We start from the raw sequence: 16,875 nt of genomic DNA, 5'->3' as shown, positions 1-16,875 counted from the left end.
TGTCGACGTCAGTCATCGGCATCCGTTTCTGTGGGGCGGACGGCGGTGACCGCCGTGAAAGCGAAGCGGCGGGTGGTGCCGTCGGGGCGCACGGCCTCGACCACCGAGACCTCGTCGCCCTCGGTGATGCCGCCGCGGTGGGCGATCTCGAGCAGACCGACGAGGTCGACCGGACGGCGGGTGTACGCGTCGGCGCCGGTGAAGGCCTCGGCGAGATCGAAGCGCGCGCCGAGGCCGTCGACGTAGCGCTCGAGCTCGGCGTAGTGCGGGCCGCCCCAGGCGCGCGTGTCGGCATCCACGAACTCGACGTCGGTCTCGTCGACCGAGAGCGGATCGGGGGCGCCGGGTGGGCGGATGTCGCTGAGCGAGCGCCGCAAGTGACCGATGTCGGCGAGGGGAAGGGTACGCACCGGCTCGACGCGGCCCGCAGCCTTCGTCTGGCTCCACCGGTGCAGCCCCGCCATCACCGCGCGGAGCAGATCGTCGACCTGGCGGTCGCGGATCGGGTCGTGGGTCTTCACCTGCACGGTGATCACGTGCGAGGCGCGGCGCTGCGCGGTGAGGACCTCGTGCACGCCGGCCTCGACCCGACGCGCGATCGCGTCGAGCTCGCCGCGCTGCTCGGGGGTCATCAGGCGCGCGAAGGGCTGCGTGAGCACCGCGTGCAGCTGGTCGGTGAGGTCGTCGATGTGCTCGGGCTCGCCGATCAGGCGCAACGCTCCCTGGAACGCCCGGCCCTCGGGCGTGGCCTGCATGACGTGGCGACCGCGCTCGAGGTACTCGCGCAGCACGTCGCCGGTGGGGCGGGCGTCGCGGCGGAGCTCGGCGACGACGTCGCGCTGCATCGCCGCGATCGACTCCGCCACGCGGGAGAAGTCCGCGGGGAGCTCGCGCGCGAGGTGGATGACGTTCTCGGCCTCTTCGAGCAAGTGCTCGTCGTCGGGCGGCTCGACGACCCCGCCGTCGAGCGCCGCGATCTCGGCATCCAGGGCCGCGCGCTCGGCGAGGAGGACTTCGCGGCGACGCTCCGGGTCGGTCTCGGCGTCGCGGGCGAGCCGCTCGACGGCGTCCAGCAGCGTGCGCACCCGGGAGCGCGAGACGCGCGCGCGTCCGCCGCCCGCTCGGCCGGCGATCTCGAGCGCACCGACCGCGTGCGCCGAGAGGCGATACACCTCGACGTCGTCCTCGATCTGCAGGCTCAGCCACCCCACGCGCACCCAGCCGCGGCAGATGTCGCGGGCCGAACCGGCGGGGATGCGGCGGTCGTCGTCGGTGTCGTACCCGGCGGCGCGCAGTTCGTCGATCGTCTCGGCGACCTCGACGTGGGCGTCGGCCACGGCCACCGCGGGACGGTCGGGCGAGAACACCGTCGAGAGCACGGCCACCACGAACGGCGCGAACCTGCCGTGCAGCAGGTCGAGCATCGGGTTCTTGAACGCCGTGACCGAGCGCAGGTAGGCGGCTTCGGCGCGGGTGGTGGTCACTGGCTGAAGTCTACCGGCGGGGCGGGGCGGGCACCGATCCCGCGGTGGCCGCCGCGGGTCGGTGCCCATCCGCCGGGCGCATCCGACCTGCGGCGACATCGCGTCTCCGTGCCGAACTCCGGAGAAATCCGGCGTACGCGTCGATTCGGCGGGCGAACGCGCGGCGAACAGGCGGAAACTCAGGAGTTCGGCCCGGGCGGCCGTCGGCGCAACGCGAAGACCGCGGCATCCCTCCCGTGCAGGAGAGGGATGCCGCGGCCGAGGCGGTGCGGTCAGATCTCCGAGCGCGGGCCCGGGACGGTCTTGTTGACGCCCGTGACGGGCTGGTTCTCGTCGAACGAGGCGATGGGCTTCTTGAAGCCGCGGGTGAGGACCACGAGGTAGACCACGCCGATCGCCGTCCAGATGAGCCCGCCGACGAGCGCGTGCCCGTCGAGGTTCACCCAGAGCAGACCCGTGAGCAGCATGCCGATCCCGGGCATCACGATGTACCGGAAGATGTCGCCCGGCGTCTTTCGCAGCCCCCGGCGGATCGCGAACCAGGCGATGACCGAGATGTTCACGAACGTGAAGGCCACGAGCGCGCCGTAGTTGATGTACGCGGCGATCTGCTCGAGCGTGAACGAGATCGCGAGCAGGCTCACGAGCCCCACGATGACGATCGAGATCGTCGGGGTGTGCGTCTTCGGGTTGATGAATCCGAAGACCCGCCGCGGCAGGACGTTGTTGCGTCCCATCACCATGAGCATGCGCGAGACCGACGCGTGCGAGGCGAGCCACGACGCGAGGGTCGCCGCGAAGCCGGCCGCCGTGAGGACGGCCTGGAGCACGGGGCCGCCGACCTGGACGCCGATCTCGGGCAGGGTGCTGTCCTCGATGGCCTCGGGCGGGAAGGCGGTCGAGTCGGGGAAGCGCAGCTGCGTGACGTAGGCGGCGATGAGGAAGATGAGGCCGCCGGCCACGAGCGTGAGCAGGATCGCACGGGGCATGATCTTGGGCGTCTTGGCCTCTTCCGAGTACATCGACACCGCGTCGAAGCCGATGAACGAGAAGCAGACCACGGTCGCACCGGCCAGCACGGCGCCGAACTGCACGTCGCTGTGGACGAAGGGAGCCAGCGACACGGCAGTACCGGCCCCTGCTCCGCCGACGAGCTGCACGACCACCATGACGACGAAGACCGCCATGACGAGGATCGAGAACACCAGCAGGATCATGTTGACGTTGGAGGTGCCGCGCATCGTCAAGTAGATGACGCCGGTGACGCCGGCCGTGAAGACGACCACCCACACCCAGCCGGGGATGTCGGGGAAGAGCGCCTCCATGTAGCTGCGGAGGATGAGGGCGTTCACCATCGGCAGCAGCATGTAGTCGATCAGCGCCGTCCATCCGACGACGAAGCCGACGCCGGGGTGGATGGATTCGCGGGCGTAGGTGTAGGCCGACCCGGCGCTCGGGATGACGCGGACCATCTTTCCGTAGCTGATCGCGGTGAACACGAGCACGACGAGGGCGATGGCGTAGGCGGCGGGGACGACGTTGTTGGTCTTCTCGGCGACGAGGCCGAAGGTGTCGAAGATGACGGTCGGGGTCATGTAGCCCAGGCCGAGACCCACGATCGACCACAGGCCGAGGGTGCGGGCGAGTCTGGCGCCCGAACCGGACGCGGGCGCCGCAGTGGCGCGGGTGTTCTCGTTCGTGGCTTCTCCTAGAGGGTGCGGGTCGCGATCGGCGATGGCGACCGAACGGATGGTGTCGGGTAGAGCATCAGTGCACCGCTCGGGATCGGAGCGGGTGGCGGAGGAGCGGATGCCGCCGGGGTCGGGGCGGCGTCCGCTCGAACGCCGTCAGAGGCGCGTCCAGGCCTCGGTGAGGACGGAACGCAGGATCTGTTCGATCTCGTCGAATTCGGACGGACCGATGGTCAGGGGCGGGGCGAGCTGGATGACGGGGTCGCCCCGGTCGTCGGCGCGGCAGTAGAGCCCGGCGTCGTACAGCGCCTTGGACAGGAATCCGCGCAGGAGCCGCTCGGACTCGTCGTCGTCGAAGGTCTCCTTCGTCGTCTTGTCCTTCACCAGCTCGATGCCGAAGAAGTAGCCGTCGCCGCGGACGTCGCCGACGATGGGGAGATCGAGCAGCTTCTCCAGAGTGGAGCGGAAGACGGGGGAGTTCGTGCGCACGTTCTGCAGCAGTCCCTCCTCTTCGAAGACATCGAGGTTCTCCATCGCCACCGCGCTGGAGACGGGGTGCCCGCCGAAGGTGTAGCCGTGCGGGAACGACGCGTCGCCGTGGGCGAACGGCTCGTACACCCGGTCGCTGATGATCGTGCCGCCGAGGGGCGAGTAGCCGCTGGTGACGGCCTTGGCGAACGTGATCATGTCGGGCTGGTACGAGTACGCCTCGGCGCCGAAGTAGTACCCGAGGCGCCCGAAGGCGCAGATGACCTCGTCGCTGACGAGGAGCACGTCGTACTTGTCGCAGATCTCGCGCACCCGCTGGAAGTACCCCGCCGGCGCGGGGAAGCAGCCGCCGGCGTTCTGCACCGGCTCGAGGAAGACCGCGGCGACCGTCTCGGGGCCCTCGAACTGGATCATCTGCTCGATGCGGTCGGCGGCCCACAGGCCGAACTCCTCGGGCGTACCGCCGCCGAATCCGGATTCCGCGGCGCGGTAGTAGTTCGTGTTCGGAACGCGGAAGCCGCCGGGGGTGACCGGCTCGAACATGTGCTTCATCACGGGGAGCCCCGTGATGGCGAGGGCGCCCTGGGTGGTGCCGTGGTAGGCGATCGCGCGCGAGATCACCTTGTGCTTGGTGGGCTTGCCCTGCGTCTTCCAATACTGCTTGGCGAGCTTGAAGGCCGTCTCGACCGCCTCGCCGCCGCCGGTGGAGAAGAAAACGTGGTTGAGGTCGCCGGGGGCCAGGTGCGCGAGGCGGTCGGCGAGCTCGATGGCCGCGGGGTGGGCGTAGGACCACAGGGGGAAGAACGCCAGTTCCTCGGCCTGCTTCGCCGCCGCCTGCGCGATCCGGCGGCGTCCGTGGCCGGCGTTGACCACGAAGAGGCCGGCGAGGCCGTCGATGTAGCGCTTGCCCGCGGCATCCCAGATGTGGTGGCCCTCGCCCTTGACGATGATCGGGACGCCGGGGCCATCGGTCATGACCGACTGACGCGCGAAGTGCATCCACAGGTGGTCGCGGGCCTTGGCCTGGAGGTCGGACTGCTGGTCGATTTCGTGAAGCGTCATCGCGTTCCCCAGTTGTAGAGCTGTCGGTGGAGTTTCAAGTACACGAACGTCTCGGTCGCCACCACGTCGGGGAGCGAGCGGATGCGGTCGTTGAGCAGATCGATGAGGTCGTCGTCGCTTTCGCACACGACCTCGACGAGCAGGTCGAAGGAACCGGCGGTCGAGACGACGTACGTCACACCGGGGAGTTCCGCCATCTCGGCGGCGACCACCCGGGTGTCGCCGGACACCCGGACGCCGATCATCGCTTGGCGGGCGAAGCCGAGCTGCAGTGGGTCGGTGACCGCCACGATCTGCAGGACACCCGCGTCCTGCAGCTTCTGCACCCGCTGCCGGGTGGCGGTCTCGCTGAGACCCACGGCCTTGCCGATCTCGGCGTACGAACGGCGGCCGTCCTCCTGCAGCTGCTCAACGATGGCCTTGGACACGCTGTCGAGGACCGGACGTCGTTCCGCGGAGATGCTCATGATGGGGCGACGGTATCAGCGCAATCACCGGTTACTCAATGGTGAAATCGAGTCTTATTCAGCCGTAACAACGCGGAAACCGTCGTTCCGTGGGTAGCCGGGGCCGCAGTCGTACTCCTCGGGCCTCTCGTTCGCGCGTCAGCGCCCCTCGTCGCGCCCGTGCGAGAGGGCCTCGACGCCGGCCCAGAAGTCGGCCGCCGTCGCCGAGGGTTCGAGAAGGGCAACGCGAACCGCCCGAGCGTGCGCCGGCCGGGCCCGGCGCACCCTGTCGCGACCGTCGTTCGTCGCGACGATCTGTCGGCGGGCAGTGCCCCCCGACGTCGCCGTGCTCACGAGAAGGCCCCGCGCAGCCATCCGAGTCAGCTGTCGAGAGAGTCGGCTCCGATCCCAGCCCAATGAGGCGGCGAGCTGGTTCTGTCCGAGCGTGCCGTCACCCAGCTCGACCACTCGCGAGAGCACCGCGAAATCCGGACCGGAGAGACCGGACGCGGACTCGATCGCCTGCTCGACTGCTTCGTTCACGGCGGCTTGCGCATGCTTCCACGCTTCCCACTGCAGGTTCTCTGCGGCACTCAGTGATGTTGACATGGAAACGTCCCTCCTTACTATGTGTACATGACAACATCAGGGTATTCGACTCAACGTCACGCCGTACTCATCACCGGCGGCAGCGACGGTATCGGGTTGGGGCTTGCTCGCCGTTACATCGAACGTGGTGATCGCGTCATCGTGACGGGGAGGCGAGAGGACCGGCTGAAGGCCGCATCCGCGAGCATTGCCGGGCTCGAGACCTTCGTGAACGACATCGGATCGCCGGAAGAGCGGGAAGCCCTCGCGGCCCGGATCGGCTCGACGATGCCCGAACTGGACACGATCATCAACAATGCCGGCGTGCAGCGCCGCGTGCCGCTCGCCGGCGACGACGGGCCGTGGAGCGGATCCCGGGGCGAGATCGAGATCCTCCTCGACGGTCCGATTCACCTGAACCGGCTGCTCATCCCTCGCGTGCTCGACGGCGGACGTGACGCGCTCATCGTCGACGTGACGTCCGGGGGTGCGTACATGCCGCAGACGTTCGCGCCGGTGTACAGCGCAGCCAAGGCCGCGCTGCACAGCTACACGGTGAATCTCCGATGGGCGCTGGCCGACACCAGGATCGAGGTCACGGAACTCATCCCGCCGGCCGTCGCAACCGCTCTGGCCGGTGAGAGGGATCGCCACGGTGCCGACGTCGACGAGTTCTGCGACACCGTGTTCCCTCTCCTGGACGGCAATCACGATGAGGTCGGGTTCGGTTTCACCGCGTCCGACACCTTCCGCTCTCTCCTGGACCTGCAGCGCGAACTGTTCCAGACCTCCGCCAGCCGATTCGCCGTCGCACGGTACCCGGAGGCGGCCGCTCGAGCGGGTTCCGCTGTCCACCGGAGGGCGGATGGAGAGATGCCGGGCGGAGCCCATCCTCCTGGCGCGTGTCAAGCTGGGCGGGGCGATGAACAGGAGGGCCGCGATGGCTGAGGGTGACATCACGGCGGGTTTGCGCGCCGCCCTGGACAGGGACGACGCTTCGCTGCGCCTGCGCGCGGCGATGGATGCCGGGACCCGCCCGAACGACGCGTTCATCGACGTGCTGGTTGCCCGGTGCGCCGTCGAACCGGACTTCTTCGTCCGCGACATGCTCACGTGGGCGCTGACGCGGCACGATCGCGCGCGCGTCGTCGACGCGATCCTGCCCGAGCTGGCCTCCCCGTTCCCCCAGGCCCGCAGCCAGGGCCTGCACACGCTGTCGAAGATCGGCGACCCGGCCACGTGGTCGGCGATCACGCCCGCTCTCCTGCACGACGAGGAGACCGCCGTCGCGCGCGCCGCCTGGCGGGCTGCGGCCGGGCTCGTGCCGGATGCCGAGCGGGCCGCCCTCGCCGACGAGCTGGTGCGACACCTCGGCCAGGGCGAGATCGAGACGCGCCGCAGCCTCAGCCGCGCGTTCGTCATGATCGGCGAAGAGGCGGGTGGCGCGATCGGCGCCGCGGCGGAGTCCGCTGACGAGGCCGTACGCGTGCACGCTCTCGCCACGCGCGCCCTGATGGACGATCCGGATGCCGGCTTCGAGGGCGCCGTCGACCACGCGCGGCGCGTGAACGCCGAGCGCCACGCGCCGTCGGCACCGGCCGCAGGCCCGGGCTCGGACACGGAGCAGCCGACGCCGGACGCCCCCGAGGAGACGGGCACGCCCGGCGCCTGAGCCGCGTCAGGCCAGGCTCGACATCACGTGCTTGATGCGCGTGTAGTCCTCGAAGCCGTAGACGGAGAGGTCCTTGCCGTACCCCGAGTGCTTGAACCCGCCGTGCGGCATGTCCGACACGAACGGGATGTGGGCGTTGATCCACACGCACCCGAAGTCGAGGTCGCGGCTGAAGCGCAGCGCGCGGCCGTGTTCGCGGGTCCAGACGGATGCCGCGAGTGCGTACGGCACGCCGTTGGCCAGGGTCAGCGCCTCGGCGTCGTCCTCGAACCCCTGCACCGCGAGGACCGGACCGAACACCTCCTGCTGCACCAGTTCGTCGTCCTGGCGGAGCCCCGTGACGATCGTGGGCGCGAAGAAGCAGCCGGTGTCGCCGACTCGGTATCCGCCGGTCGCCACACGCGCGTGTGCCGGGAGACGGTCGACGAATCCCTGGACGCGGGCGAGCTGGTCGGGGTTGTTCACCGGGCCGAAGAACGCGTCGGGGTCGTCCGGTGCGCCCACCTTCACGCTCTCCTCGACGTACGCCACCAGGCGCTCGACGAAGGCGTCGTGGAGCGACGCGTGCACAAGGACGCGGGTCGCGGCCGTGCAGTCCTGCCCCGCGTTGAAGAACGCCGCCTGGGCGATCCCGGATGCCGCGGCATCCAGGTCGGCGTCCGGGAACACGATCGCGGGCGCCTTGCCGCCGAGCTCGAGGTGCACGCGCTTGACCTGCCGCGCCGCCGACTCGGCGACCTGCATGCCCGCGCGCACCGAACCGGTGATCGCGACGAGCTGCGGCGTCGGGTGCTCCACGAGCGCGCGCCCGGTCTCGCGGTCGCCGAGGACGACGTTCAGCACCCCGGGGGGCAGGATCTCGGCGGCGAGCTGCGCGAGTCGCACGGTCGTCTGCGGCGTGGTCTCGCTGGGCTTGAGCACGACGGGGTTGCCCGCGGCGATCGCCGGCGCGATCTTCCAGATCGCCATGTTGAGCGGGTAGTTCCACGGCGTCACTTGCGCCACCACGCCGATCGGCTCGCGACGGACGTACGACGTGAAGCCCTCGGCGTACTCCGCCGCCGCCCGCCCGTCGAGATCGCGCGCGGCGCCGGCGAAGAAGCGCAGCTGGTCGACCGACTGGTCGATCTCGTCGGCGACGAGCGTCGCGCGCGGCTTGCCGGTGTCCTCCGACTCCAGGTCGGCGAACTCCTCGGCGTGGTCGGCGAGCGCGTCGGCGAGCCGGAAGAGCGCGAGCTGGCGCGCGGCCGGGGTCGTCAGCCGCCACGACGCGAAGGCGCGGGATGCCGCGGCGAACGCGGCATCCACCTCTTCCGCCGTCGAGCACGGCGCCTGGCCGTACACCTCGCCGGTCACGGGACTGACGAGGTCGATCATCGCGCCCGTCGACGGCGTGGAGACGCCGTCGACGACGTTCTGCAGGAGCTTCACGCGGCGGCCGCCTCGTCGGCGACGGACAGGGCCTCGTCGATGATGTCGAGGCCGCGGACGAGATCCTCTTCGGAGATGATCAGCGGCGGGGCGACGTGCACGCGATTGAAGTGCGTGAAGGGCCAGAGTCCGGCGTTCTTGCACGCCGCCGCGAACGCGGCCATCGGCGCCGCGTCCGCGCCGGCGGCGTTGAACGGCACGAGGGGTTCGCGCGTCTCGCGGTCGCGTACGAGCTCGATCGCCCAGAACAGCCCGCGCCCTCGGATCTCGCCGATCGACGGGTGCTTCTCGGCCATCTCGCGCAGACGCGGCTCGACGACGCGCTCGCCGAGGTCGCGCACCCGCTCGAGGATCCCGTCGCGGCGGAACACCTCGAACGTCGCGATGCCGGGCGCGCACGCGAGCGGGTGACCCGAGTACGTCAGGCCGCCGGGGAACGACACGGTGTCGAAGTGGCTGGCGATGGCATCCGAGATCACGACTCCGCCCAGCGGCACGTAGCCGGAGTTCACGCCCTTGGCGAAGGTGATCAGGTCGGGGGTGACGTCGAACGCGTCGACGGCGAACCACTCGCCGATGCGGCCGAAGCCGACCATGACCTCGTCCGCGATGTAGACGATCCCGTACTTGTCGCACAGCGCCCGCACGCCCGGCAGGTAGCCCGGCGGCGGGACGAGCACGCCGTTCGTGCCGACGACCGTCTCGAGGATGATCGCCCCGATCGTCGAGGCGCCCTCGAGGATGATCGTCTGCTCGAGGTGCTCGAGGGCGCGGGCGGTCTCTTCTTCTTCGGAGGCCGAGTGGAAGGCCGACCGGTACGCGTACGGACCGAAGAAGTGCACGACCGACGCATCCGCGGGCTCGTTGGCCCAGCGGCGCGGGTCGCCCGTGAGCGTGATCGCGGTGGAGGTGTTGCCGTGGTAGCTGCGGTACATCGCGAGCACCTTGCGCTTCCCGGTGACCAGGCGCGCCATGCGGACCGCGTTCTCGTTGGCATCCGCTCCGCCGTTGGTGAAGAACACCTTCGAGAAGCCCTCGGGCGCGACCTCGGAGATCAGCCGCGCGAGTTCTCCCCGGGTGCCGTTGGCCATCGCGGGCTGGATCGTGGCGAGCTCGCCCGCCTGCCGCTGGATCGCCGCGACCAGATCGGGGTGCTGGTGCCCGAGGTTGAGGTTGACCAGTTGCGACGAGAAGTCGAGGTACCGGGTGCCGTGGTGGTCCCAGAACGTCGCCCCTTCGCCGCCGGCGACGGGGAGCGGGTCGATGAGCGCCTGCGCACTCCACGAGTGGAAGACGTGCGCGCGGTCGTCGGCGCGGACCTGCGCCTCGGCGGTCACGTCGGGGGAGGTGAGGGTCATGATCGTTCCTTTCCGGATGCCGCGGACTCAGTGGTTGCTCGGGAACCCGAGGCTGATCTGGCTCTCGCTCGGGTCGGGCCAGCGGGTCGTGACGACCTTGCTGCGCGTGTAGAAGTGGATCGACTCGGGGCCGTAGATGTGCGAGTCGCCGAAGAGCGAGTTGCGCCAGCCGCCGAACGAGAACGCGCCGACCGGGACGGGGATCGGGACGTTCACGCCCACCATGCCCACCTCGATGTCGAACTCGAACTGCCGGGCGGTGCCGCCGTCGCGTGTGAAGACGGCCGTGCCGTTGGCGAACGGGCTGGAGTTGACGAGTTCGACGGCCTCGTCGTAGCTCTTCACGCGGACGACCGAGAGGACGGGTCCGAAGATCTCGTCGTCGTACACCTTCATCCCGGGGGCGACACGGTCCACGAGCGAGACGCCGATGAAGAAGCCGTCGCCCTCGAACTGCTGCGTCGTGCCGTCCACGACGACCTCGGCGCCCTCGCTCGCGGCGCCCGTGACGTACGAGGCGACCTTGTCGCGGTGCTCGCGCGTGATGAGCGGACCCATTTCGCTCGCGGCATCCGTTCCGGGACCGATCTTCAGACCCGCGATGCGTCTCGCGACCTTCTCGACGAGAGCGTCCGCGACGTCGTCGCCGACCGCCACGAGCACCGAGACGGCCATGCAGCGCTCGCCGGCCGAACCGTACGCGGCCGAGACGGCGGCGTCGGCGGCGGAGTCGAGGTCGGCGTCGGGCATCACGACCATGTGGTTCTTGGCCCCGCCGAGGGCCTGCACGCGCTTGCCGTTCTCGGCGGCGCGCGAGTAGATGGATTTCGCGATCGGGGTCGAGCCGACGAAGCTCACCGCGCGGACGTCGGGGGAATCCAGCAGCGCGTCGACGGCCACCTTGTCGCCGTGGACGACGTTGAGGACGCCGGCGGGGAGCCCCGCCTCCTCGTAGAGCTCGGCGAGGAAGATCGCCGCGGAGGGGTCCTTCTCGCTCGGCTTCAGCACGACGGTGTTGCCGCACGCGATGGCCGAGGCCGTCATCCACAGCGGCACCATGACCGGGAAGTTGAACGGGGTGATCGCGGCGACCACACCGACCGGCTGCTTGACGGAGTGCACGTCGACGCCGCGGCTGACCTGCTCGGCGTGCTCGCCCTTCAGCAGGTGCACGAGGCCCGCGGCGAACTCGACGTTCTCGATGCCGCGGCTGATCTCGCCCTTGGCATCCGAGAGGACCTTCCCGTGCTCGGCGGTGATGATCGCGGCGAGCTCGTCGGTGCGCTCCACCAGAAGGTGGCGCAGCCGGAAGAAGACGTCGGCGCGCTTGATGAGGCTCGTCGCCCGCCACGCGGGGAGCGCGGCCTTCGCGGCGGCGATCGCCTCATCGACCTCGGCGGTGGTGGCGAAGGCGACGTGCGCCTGGACCGCGCCCGTGGCGGGATCGAACACGTCGCCCCTGCGCTCCGCGCGGCCGGTCGCTTCGCCGTTGACGTGGTGGTGGATGACGGTCATGCGGATCCTCCTCGGAATCAGCGGTCATCCGGACACATCGACCGGCGCCGCCGTAGGGTGTTCTCTGCCGATTCTGCGGCACGAGAAGGGGGAAGCGCTCATGGCTGATCGTCGCGAAGACGAAAGAGTCCGGACAGATCGTCCGGATGCCGCGACCCCGGTGTTCGACCGGGGCCTGCCGACGCTCGCCGAGGTGCTCGACACCCCCGCGCTGGCCGCGGGAGCCCCCGAAGTGCTCGTCGGTGCGGAGGGGCTGGCGACACCCGTGCGGTGGGTGCACGTCTCGGACAGCCCGAGCGCTGCGCGGCTCCTCGACGGCGGCGAGCTGCTGCTCACCACGGCGTCGGCGTGGCCCGAGGACCCCGCCGACTTGCGGGCCCTCGTGGCGGAGTTCGTCCGCGCGGGGCTGGTCGGGATCGTCATCGAGCTCGGCGCCCACTACCGCTACGTCCCGGCCGTCGTCGTCGACGCCGCGGCGGCCTCCGGTCTCGCGCTGATCGCGCTCCATCGCGAGATCAAGTTCGTCGCGGTGACCGAGGAGGTGCACCGGCGGATCATCGACGATCAGACCGCCGCGCTCCGCGCCCGCGACGAGGTGCGCACGCTCTTCACCTCGCTCGCCTTGCGCGGTGCCCCCGCCGACTACGTCGTGGAGCGTCTCGCGCAGACCCTGCGGGCGCCGGTCGTACTGGAATCGCTCGCTCACGAGGTGATCGTGGCCGACCTCGCGGACGCCGACCCCACGGTGCTGCACGACTGGCAGGAGCGTTCACGGCGATCCGCCGACGACGGCGACGACGGACGCTCGATCGTCGCGGTGGAGGCGCGCGGCATCCGTTGGGCGACGCTCGTCGCCCTCGCCGGACCGCCGCATCCGGCCGGACGCCGGGCCGTCCTCGAGCAGGGCGCGACGGCCCTGGCGCTCGGACGCCTCGCCGATCCCGACGGCGACGATTGGGCCCGGCTCGGTCGCCGTCGCCTCATGGACTCGCTGCTCGGCGGGCGCTACGGCTCCACCGCCGAGGTGGCCGCGCTCCTGGGCGCTGCGCGGATCGACCTTGCGGGTGCGGTCTTGTTCGGCCTCGCTCTCGACGGAGCGGCGCCGGACGCCGTCGAAGCCGCGGCGGCCGAGATCGGCGGGCGTGCGCTGTGCGGCACCCCGCGGGGATCCGGCGAGCGCGCGGAGGGGTGGATGCCGGTCCTCTTGGCCGTGCCGACGGGGACGACCTTCGCGGGTGCCGCCGCCGACCGTTTCCTCGCGCGGCTGCGCGGCGAGGGGCAGCCGCCCCGGCTGTCGGTCGGGCCCCGCGTGGAGGGGGAGCCCGGGGAGGACTCCGTCCCGCGTCTCCTCGACTCGCTCGAACAGGCCCTCGACCTGGCCGAGGTGGGGGATCTGCCCGAGGGGACGGTGCACTGGGTGGTGCGGCATCCGCTCGTCCGCTTCGTCTCGTCGCTCCGGGGCGACCACCGCCTCCTCGAACACGGAGAGGATCTGCTCGCTCCCGTGCTGGCCTCCCCTCCCACGCGTCGCCGCGACCTGCTGGCCGCCCTGTCGGCGATCGTCGCCCACCCCGGCAACCGCACTGCCGCGGCGGCGGCGGCGCACGTCTCGCGCTCGGTGTTCTACCAGCGGCTCGACCTGGCCGAGCGGGTGCTCGGAGTCGACCTCGACGACGGCGAGGTCCTGGCGGCCCTGCACCTCGCCCTGGTGGTGCACCGGGCCCACCGGTCGCCGGGAGCGGGCGCTCGCCGATGACGTCGGGCGCGGGAGTCGACGGCCCCGCCCGGCCGCTACGATGACCGGGACGGGCAGGGGCGGACATGGGTGAGCGTCGAGCATGGTGGCGTCGCGCGCGGACTCGGGCGGCGGCGCTCACCGCGGTCGCCGTCCTGCTGCTGGCCGGCGCGATCACCGCCCCAGCAGCGTCCGCCGCGAGTCTGCCGGGCTGGCTCTCGACACGGGGATCCCAGATCGTCACCGCCACCGGTACGCCGTACACGATCAAGGCCGTCGCGTGGTTCGGGATGGAGACCGCGAACTGCGCCCCGCACGGTCTGTGGACGATCCCGCTCGATGAGGGGCTGTCGACCATCGCCGCGATGGGTTTCACGACCATCCGACTGCCGTTCTCGAACGAGTGCCTGGCGGCGAAACAGACCACCTCGATCGACGCGAACGCCAACCCCGGGCTTCCCGCTCTGACGCCCCTGGAGCTCATGGACAGGGTGATCGCTCGGGCGAAGGCGCACGGGCTCTCGGTGATCCTCGACCGTCACCGCCCCGACTCGGGGGCGCAGAGCGAGCTCTGGTACACCGCGCAGTACTCCGAGAAGCGGTGGGTCGATGACTGGACGATGCTCGTGGCGCGGTACAAGGACGACTCGACCGTCATCGGCGTCGACCTGCACAACGAGCCGCACGGTCCCGCCTGCTGGAACTGCGGAGACCCCGCGCGCGATTGGCGTGCGGCGGCGACCCGGGCCGGCAACGCCGTGCTCGCCGTCAACCCGCGCCTGCTCGTCGTCGTCGAGGGTGTCGAGCGTCAGCAGGACGGCACCGGCACGTGGTGGGGCGGCGGGCTCGCAGACGTGCGCAGCGCACCGGTGACGCTCTCCGTGAAGAACCGTGTCGTCTACTCTCCGCACGACTACCCCGCCTCGGTGTTCGCGCAGCCGTGGTTCTCCGATCCCCGGTATCCCGCGAATCTCGAGGCGTTATGGGATGCCAACTGGGGTTATCTCGCGAAGGAGAACATCGCTCCCGTGCTCCTCGGCGAATTCGGCACGAAGCTCGAGACGGCGAGCGACAAGAGCTGGATGACCGCCCTCGTCGACTACCTCTCTCGACGCGGGATCAGCTACGCCTACTGGTCGTTCAACCCCAACAGCGGCGACACGGGTGGGCTCGTGGGCGACGACTGGCGCACACCGCAGACGGCGAAGCTGCAGGCACTGCGGCCCATCCTCACGCCGGTCCCGCGACCGACACCGGCGCCCCGACCCGCGGTGACGCCGAAACCGACGGCGACGCCGAAGCCCACGGCGACGCCGAAGCCGACCGCGACGCCGAAACCGACGGCGAGCTCCACCTCGACGTCGAAGCCGACGGCGACGCCGAAGCCGACGCCCGCGCCGACGGCGTCCTCGGCGCCCCGGCCCCCCGCGAACCCGGGGCCTGCCGCGATCACGGCCACCTGGATCCCGCAGAGCGCGTGGGCCGGGGGATACGTCGCCGAAATGACGGTCACCGCGACCGGGACGGTGGGGGCGTGGACGGTGTCCTGGGAATCGCCCGGGGCCACGGCCGTGACGAACGCGTGGGGCATGGAGTGCGGCATCCGCTCGTCGACGGTGACCTGCCGCGGTGCCGGGTGGGCGGGTTCGCTCGCCCCCGGGCAGACGGTGCGCGTGGGCGTCCAGATGGCCGCTCCCTCCGCTCCGAGCGCCCCGCGCGTGAGCGTCGCCGCCTCGTGAGCGCCGGCGACCCGGCATCCATAGCTCGTCCCTAGGCCGCACACGGAGCCCGCTCGTCATCGGCTGCCTACGATGCGCCGGTGACCGCGACGCTCAGCATCCCGCAGACCCCGACCGCCCGGCCCGCCCGTCTCGCCACGAGGACGGGACCGGGGAGACGCGCGTGGCCGTGGGGCCTGTCGGTGATCGCCGCGCTCGCCCTCGTTCTCACGGCCTGGCAGGTGTGGGACGGGACGCCGTCGGACTACTACGCCGCGATCGCGGTGTCGATGAGCCAATCGTGGTCGAACTTCTTCTTCGGCGCGATGGACCCGGCCGGCACGGTGACCCTCGACAAGATCCCGGGGTCGTTCTGGATCCCGGCGCTCGCGGTGAAGGTCTTCGGGTACTCGGCGTGGGCCGTGATCCTGCCGAACGCCCTCGCCGCCGTCGCCGCCGCCCTCGTCACGGCCGTGACCGCCCGCCGTCTCGCGGGCGTCCGGGCGGGGCTGCTGGCCGGGTCGATCGTCGCGGTGACGCCGATCCTCGTGGCGGTCTCCCGCTCCAACCAGCCGGAGTCCTTCTTCGTCCTGGGCCTCGCCCTTACCGCGTGGGCGTCGGTCCGGGCGGTGCAGGCGCGGAGCCTCGGGTGGCTGGTGGTCGCGGGCGCGGCGATCGGCCTGTCGTTCCAGTTCTACATGCTCGAAGCATGGGCGGTCTGGCCCGCGCTCGCCGCGGCCTACCTGTGCACGGCGCAGTCCTGGGGGCGCCGGCTCGCGCACCTCGCGCTCGCCGGTGCGGTGAGCCTGGCGGCCTCCCTGTGGTGGGTGGCGATCGTGGCCCTCATCCCGTCGGGGAGCCGACCCTACATCGGGAGCACGGTCGGCGACGATCCGTGGGAGATGGTGTTCGGCTACAACGGACTCGGACGGTTCAGCGCCACGGCGGACAGCTCGGCCTACGAGTCCTTCACGCCGCCGTTCTCGGGCGACCCCGGGGTGCTGCGTCTGTTCAACGCACAGCTGGCGGGACAGATCGCGTGGCTGATCCCCGCCGCGGTGGTCGCCCTGATCGTGCTGTGGGTGCTGCGGTTCCCGCGACCGCTCACGGTGCTGCTGACCGTGTGGACGCTCACCTTCGCGGCGATGTTCTCGGTCGTCGCCGGGATGCACCAGTTCTACACCGCGGCGCTCGCGGTGCCCCTCGGGCTGGCCGTCGCAACCGCCCTGGCGTGGAGCGTGCACCGGGGAAAGGTGTGGCCCGCGGTCGCGATCGTCGGGGTCGCGGCGGCGACCGCGGTCGCGATCGGCTTCGCCACCGGCGGGTACAGCATCCCGGTCTCGCTCCTGCAGGCCGCAGTCGCCGCCGTCGCGATCGCCCTTCTGCTGTCGCGGCACCGCGCGCCGCTCGTCACCGGCGTCGCGCTCGTCGTTGGTCTGCTGCTCACCCCGACCGTCTGGTCCGCCGTCACGATCGCGCACCCGAACGCGATCAATCCCGTCGCCGGGGGAGTGTCCGAGATGGCGTCCGGGTTCGGTGCAGCGGGTGGGGCCGGCGGACGCGGGGCCGCGGCGATGGACGGGCGCGGCGGCGACGGCGCCGCGGGACCGGGGATGTCCGGCGGCGCCCCCAACGGCGCCGCCGGTCCCGGGCCCGGCGCGGCGGGCGGAGCGGGTCTCCCGGGCG

At 71.0% G+C, this 16,875-nt stretch carries 13 protein-coding genes; 5 read left to right on the top strand and 8 right to left on the bottom strand.

Annotated elements, in window-relative coordinates; translation table 11 throughout:
* Window positions 1-8 precede the first annotated feature (8 nt).
* The 5 genes from FE256_RS14640 to FE256_RS14620 form a co-directional block, all read right to left on the bottom strand.
* On the bottom strand, window positions 9-1,484 hold the full coding sequence (locus FE256_RS14640; RefSeq protein WP_138177046.1) for a DUF3375 domain-containing protein: 1,476 nt from the start codon (window positions 1,482-1,484) through the stop codon (window positions 9-11).
* A gap of 272 nt (window positions 1,485-1,756) precedes the next feature.
* Complete coding sequence (locus tag FE256_RS14635) at window positions 1,757-3,112, bottom strand: APC family permease (protein ID WP_138177043.1); 1,356 nt, start codon at window positions 3,110-3,112, stop codon at window positions 1,757-1,759.
* A gap of 219 nt (window positions 3,113-3,331) precedes the next feature.
* Window positions 3,332-4,726 carry an aspartate aminotransferase family protein gene (locus tag FE256_RS14630; protein ID WP_138177041.1) on the bottom strand — a complete coding sequence of 465 codons (1,395 nt, stop codon included), beginning with the start codon at window positions 4,724-4,726 and terminating at the stop codon, window positions 3,332-3,334.
* Entirely contained in the window at window positions 4,723-5,193 is a 471-nt protein-coding gene (locus FE256_RS14625; RefSeq protein ID WP_138177038.1) for an Lrp/AsnC family transcriptional regulator, read from the bottom strand. The genes FE256_RS14630 and FE256_RS14625 overlap by 4 nt, the downstream gene beginning before the upstream one ends.
* Before the next feature lie 138 nt (window positions 5,194-5,331).
* Window positions 5,332-5,781, bottom strand: a complete 450-nt coding sequence (locus tag FE256_RS14620) for a MarR family transcriptional regulator (RefSeq protein ID WP_138177036.1) — start codon at window positions 5,779-5,781, stop codon at window positions 5,332-5,334.
* A 27-nt stretch (window positions 5,782-5,808) separates the two neighbouring features.
* Here FE256_RS14620 and FE256_RS14615 point away from each other — a divergent pair, with 27 nt between their 5' ends.
* Together FE256_RS14615 and FE256_RS14610 are read left to right on the top strand one after the other, a co-directional pair.
* A complete protein-coding gene (locus FE256_RS14615; protein ID WP_138177033.1) occupies window positions 5,809-6,708 on the top strand; it encodes an SDR family oxidoreductase in 900 nt (299 codons plus the stop codon).
* On the top strand, window positions 6,701-7,432 hold the full coding sequence (locus tag FE256_RS14610) for a HEAT repeat domain-containing protein (RefSeq protein ID WP_212743529.1): 732 nt from the start codon (window positions 6,701-6,703) through the stop codon (window positions 7,430-7,432). The genes FE256_RS14615 and FE256_RS14610 overlap by 8 nt, the downstream gene beginning before the upstream one ends.
* Before the next feature lie 6 nt (window positions 7,433-7,438).
* Here FE256_RS14610 and FE256_RS14605 read toward each other — a convergent pair whose 3' ends face one another.
* From FE256_RS14605 to FE256_RS14595, 3 genes are read right to left on the bottom strand one after another with little or no spacing between them, the layout of a single operon-like run.
* Window positions 7,439-8,863, bottom strand: coding sequence for an aminobutyraldehyde dehydrogenase (locus FE256_RS14605; RefSeq protein ID WP_138177030.1), 1,425 nt, complete (start codon window positions 8,861-8,863; stop codon window positions 7,439-7,441).
* Window positions 8,860-10,221, bottom strand: coding sequence for an aspartate aminotransferase family protein (locus FE256_RS14600; protein WP_138177027.1), 1,362 nt, complete (start codon window positions 10,219-10,221; stop codon window positions 8,860-8,862). The genes FE256_RS14605 and FE256_RS14600 overlap by 4 nt, the downstream gene beginning before the upstream one ends.
* A gap of 27 nt (window positions 10,222-10,248) precedes the next feature.
* A complete protein-coding gene (locus tag FE256_RS14595) occupies window positions 10,249-11,736 on the bottom strand; it encodes a CoA-acylating methylmalonate-semialdehyde dehydrogenase (RefSeq protein WP_138177024.1) in 1,488 nt (495 codons plus the stop codon).
* Window positions 11,737-11,836: 100 nt separating this feature from the next.
* Between FE256_RS14595 and FE256_RS14590 the strand changes: the two genes are divergently transcribed.
* From FE256_RS14590 to FE256_RS14580, 3 genes are all read left to right on the top strand, one after another.
* Entirely contained in the window at window positions 11,837-13,492 is a 1,656-nt protein-coding gene (locus tag FE256_RS14590; RefSeq protein WP_138177021.1) for a PucR family transcriptional regulator, read from the top strand.
* A 65-nt stretch (window positions 13,493-13,557) separates the two neighbouring features.
* The gene (locus FE256_RS14585; RefSeq protein WP_138177019.1) at window positions 13,558-15,210 is read left to right on the top strand and encodes a cellulase family glycosylhydrolase; all 1,653 of its coding nucleotides are present in this window, start codon (window positions 13,558-13,560) and stop codon (window positions 15,208-15,210) included.
* Window positions 15,211-15,290: 80 nt separating this feature from the next.
* Window positions 15,291-16,875: ArnT family glycosyltransferase (locus FE256_RS14580; protein ID WP_252371041.1), on the top strand; the 1,585-nt coding region annotated here is incomplete at its 3' end.

Origin of the sequence: Microbacterium sp. 5K110 (genome assembly GCF_005774735.1) — a bacterium.
GTDB lineage: Bacteria > Actinomycetota > Actinomycetes > Actinomycetales > Microbacteriaceae > Microbacterium.
The sequence above is the reverse complement of the archived record's forward strand: the minus strand, read 5'-3'. Positions and strand labels throughout refer to the sequence as shown.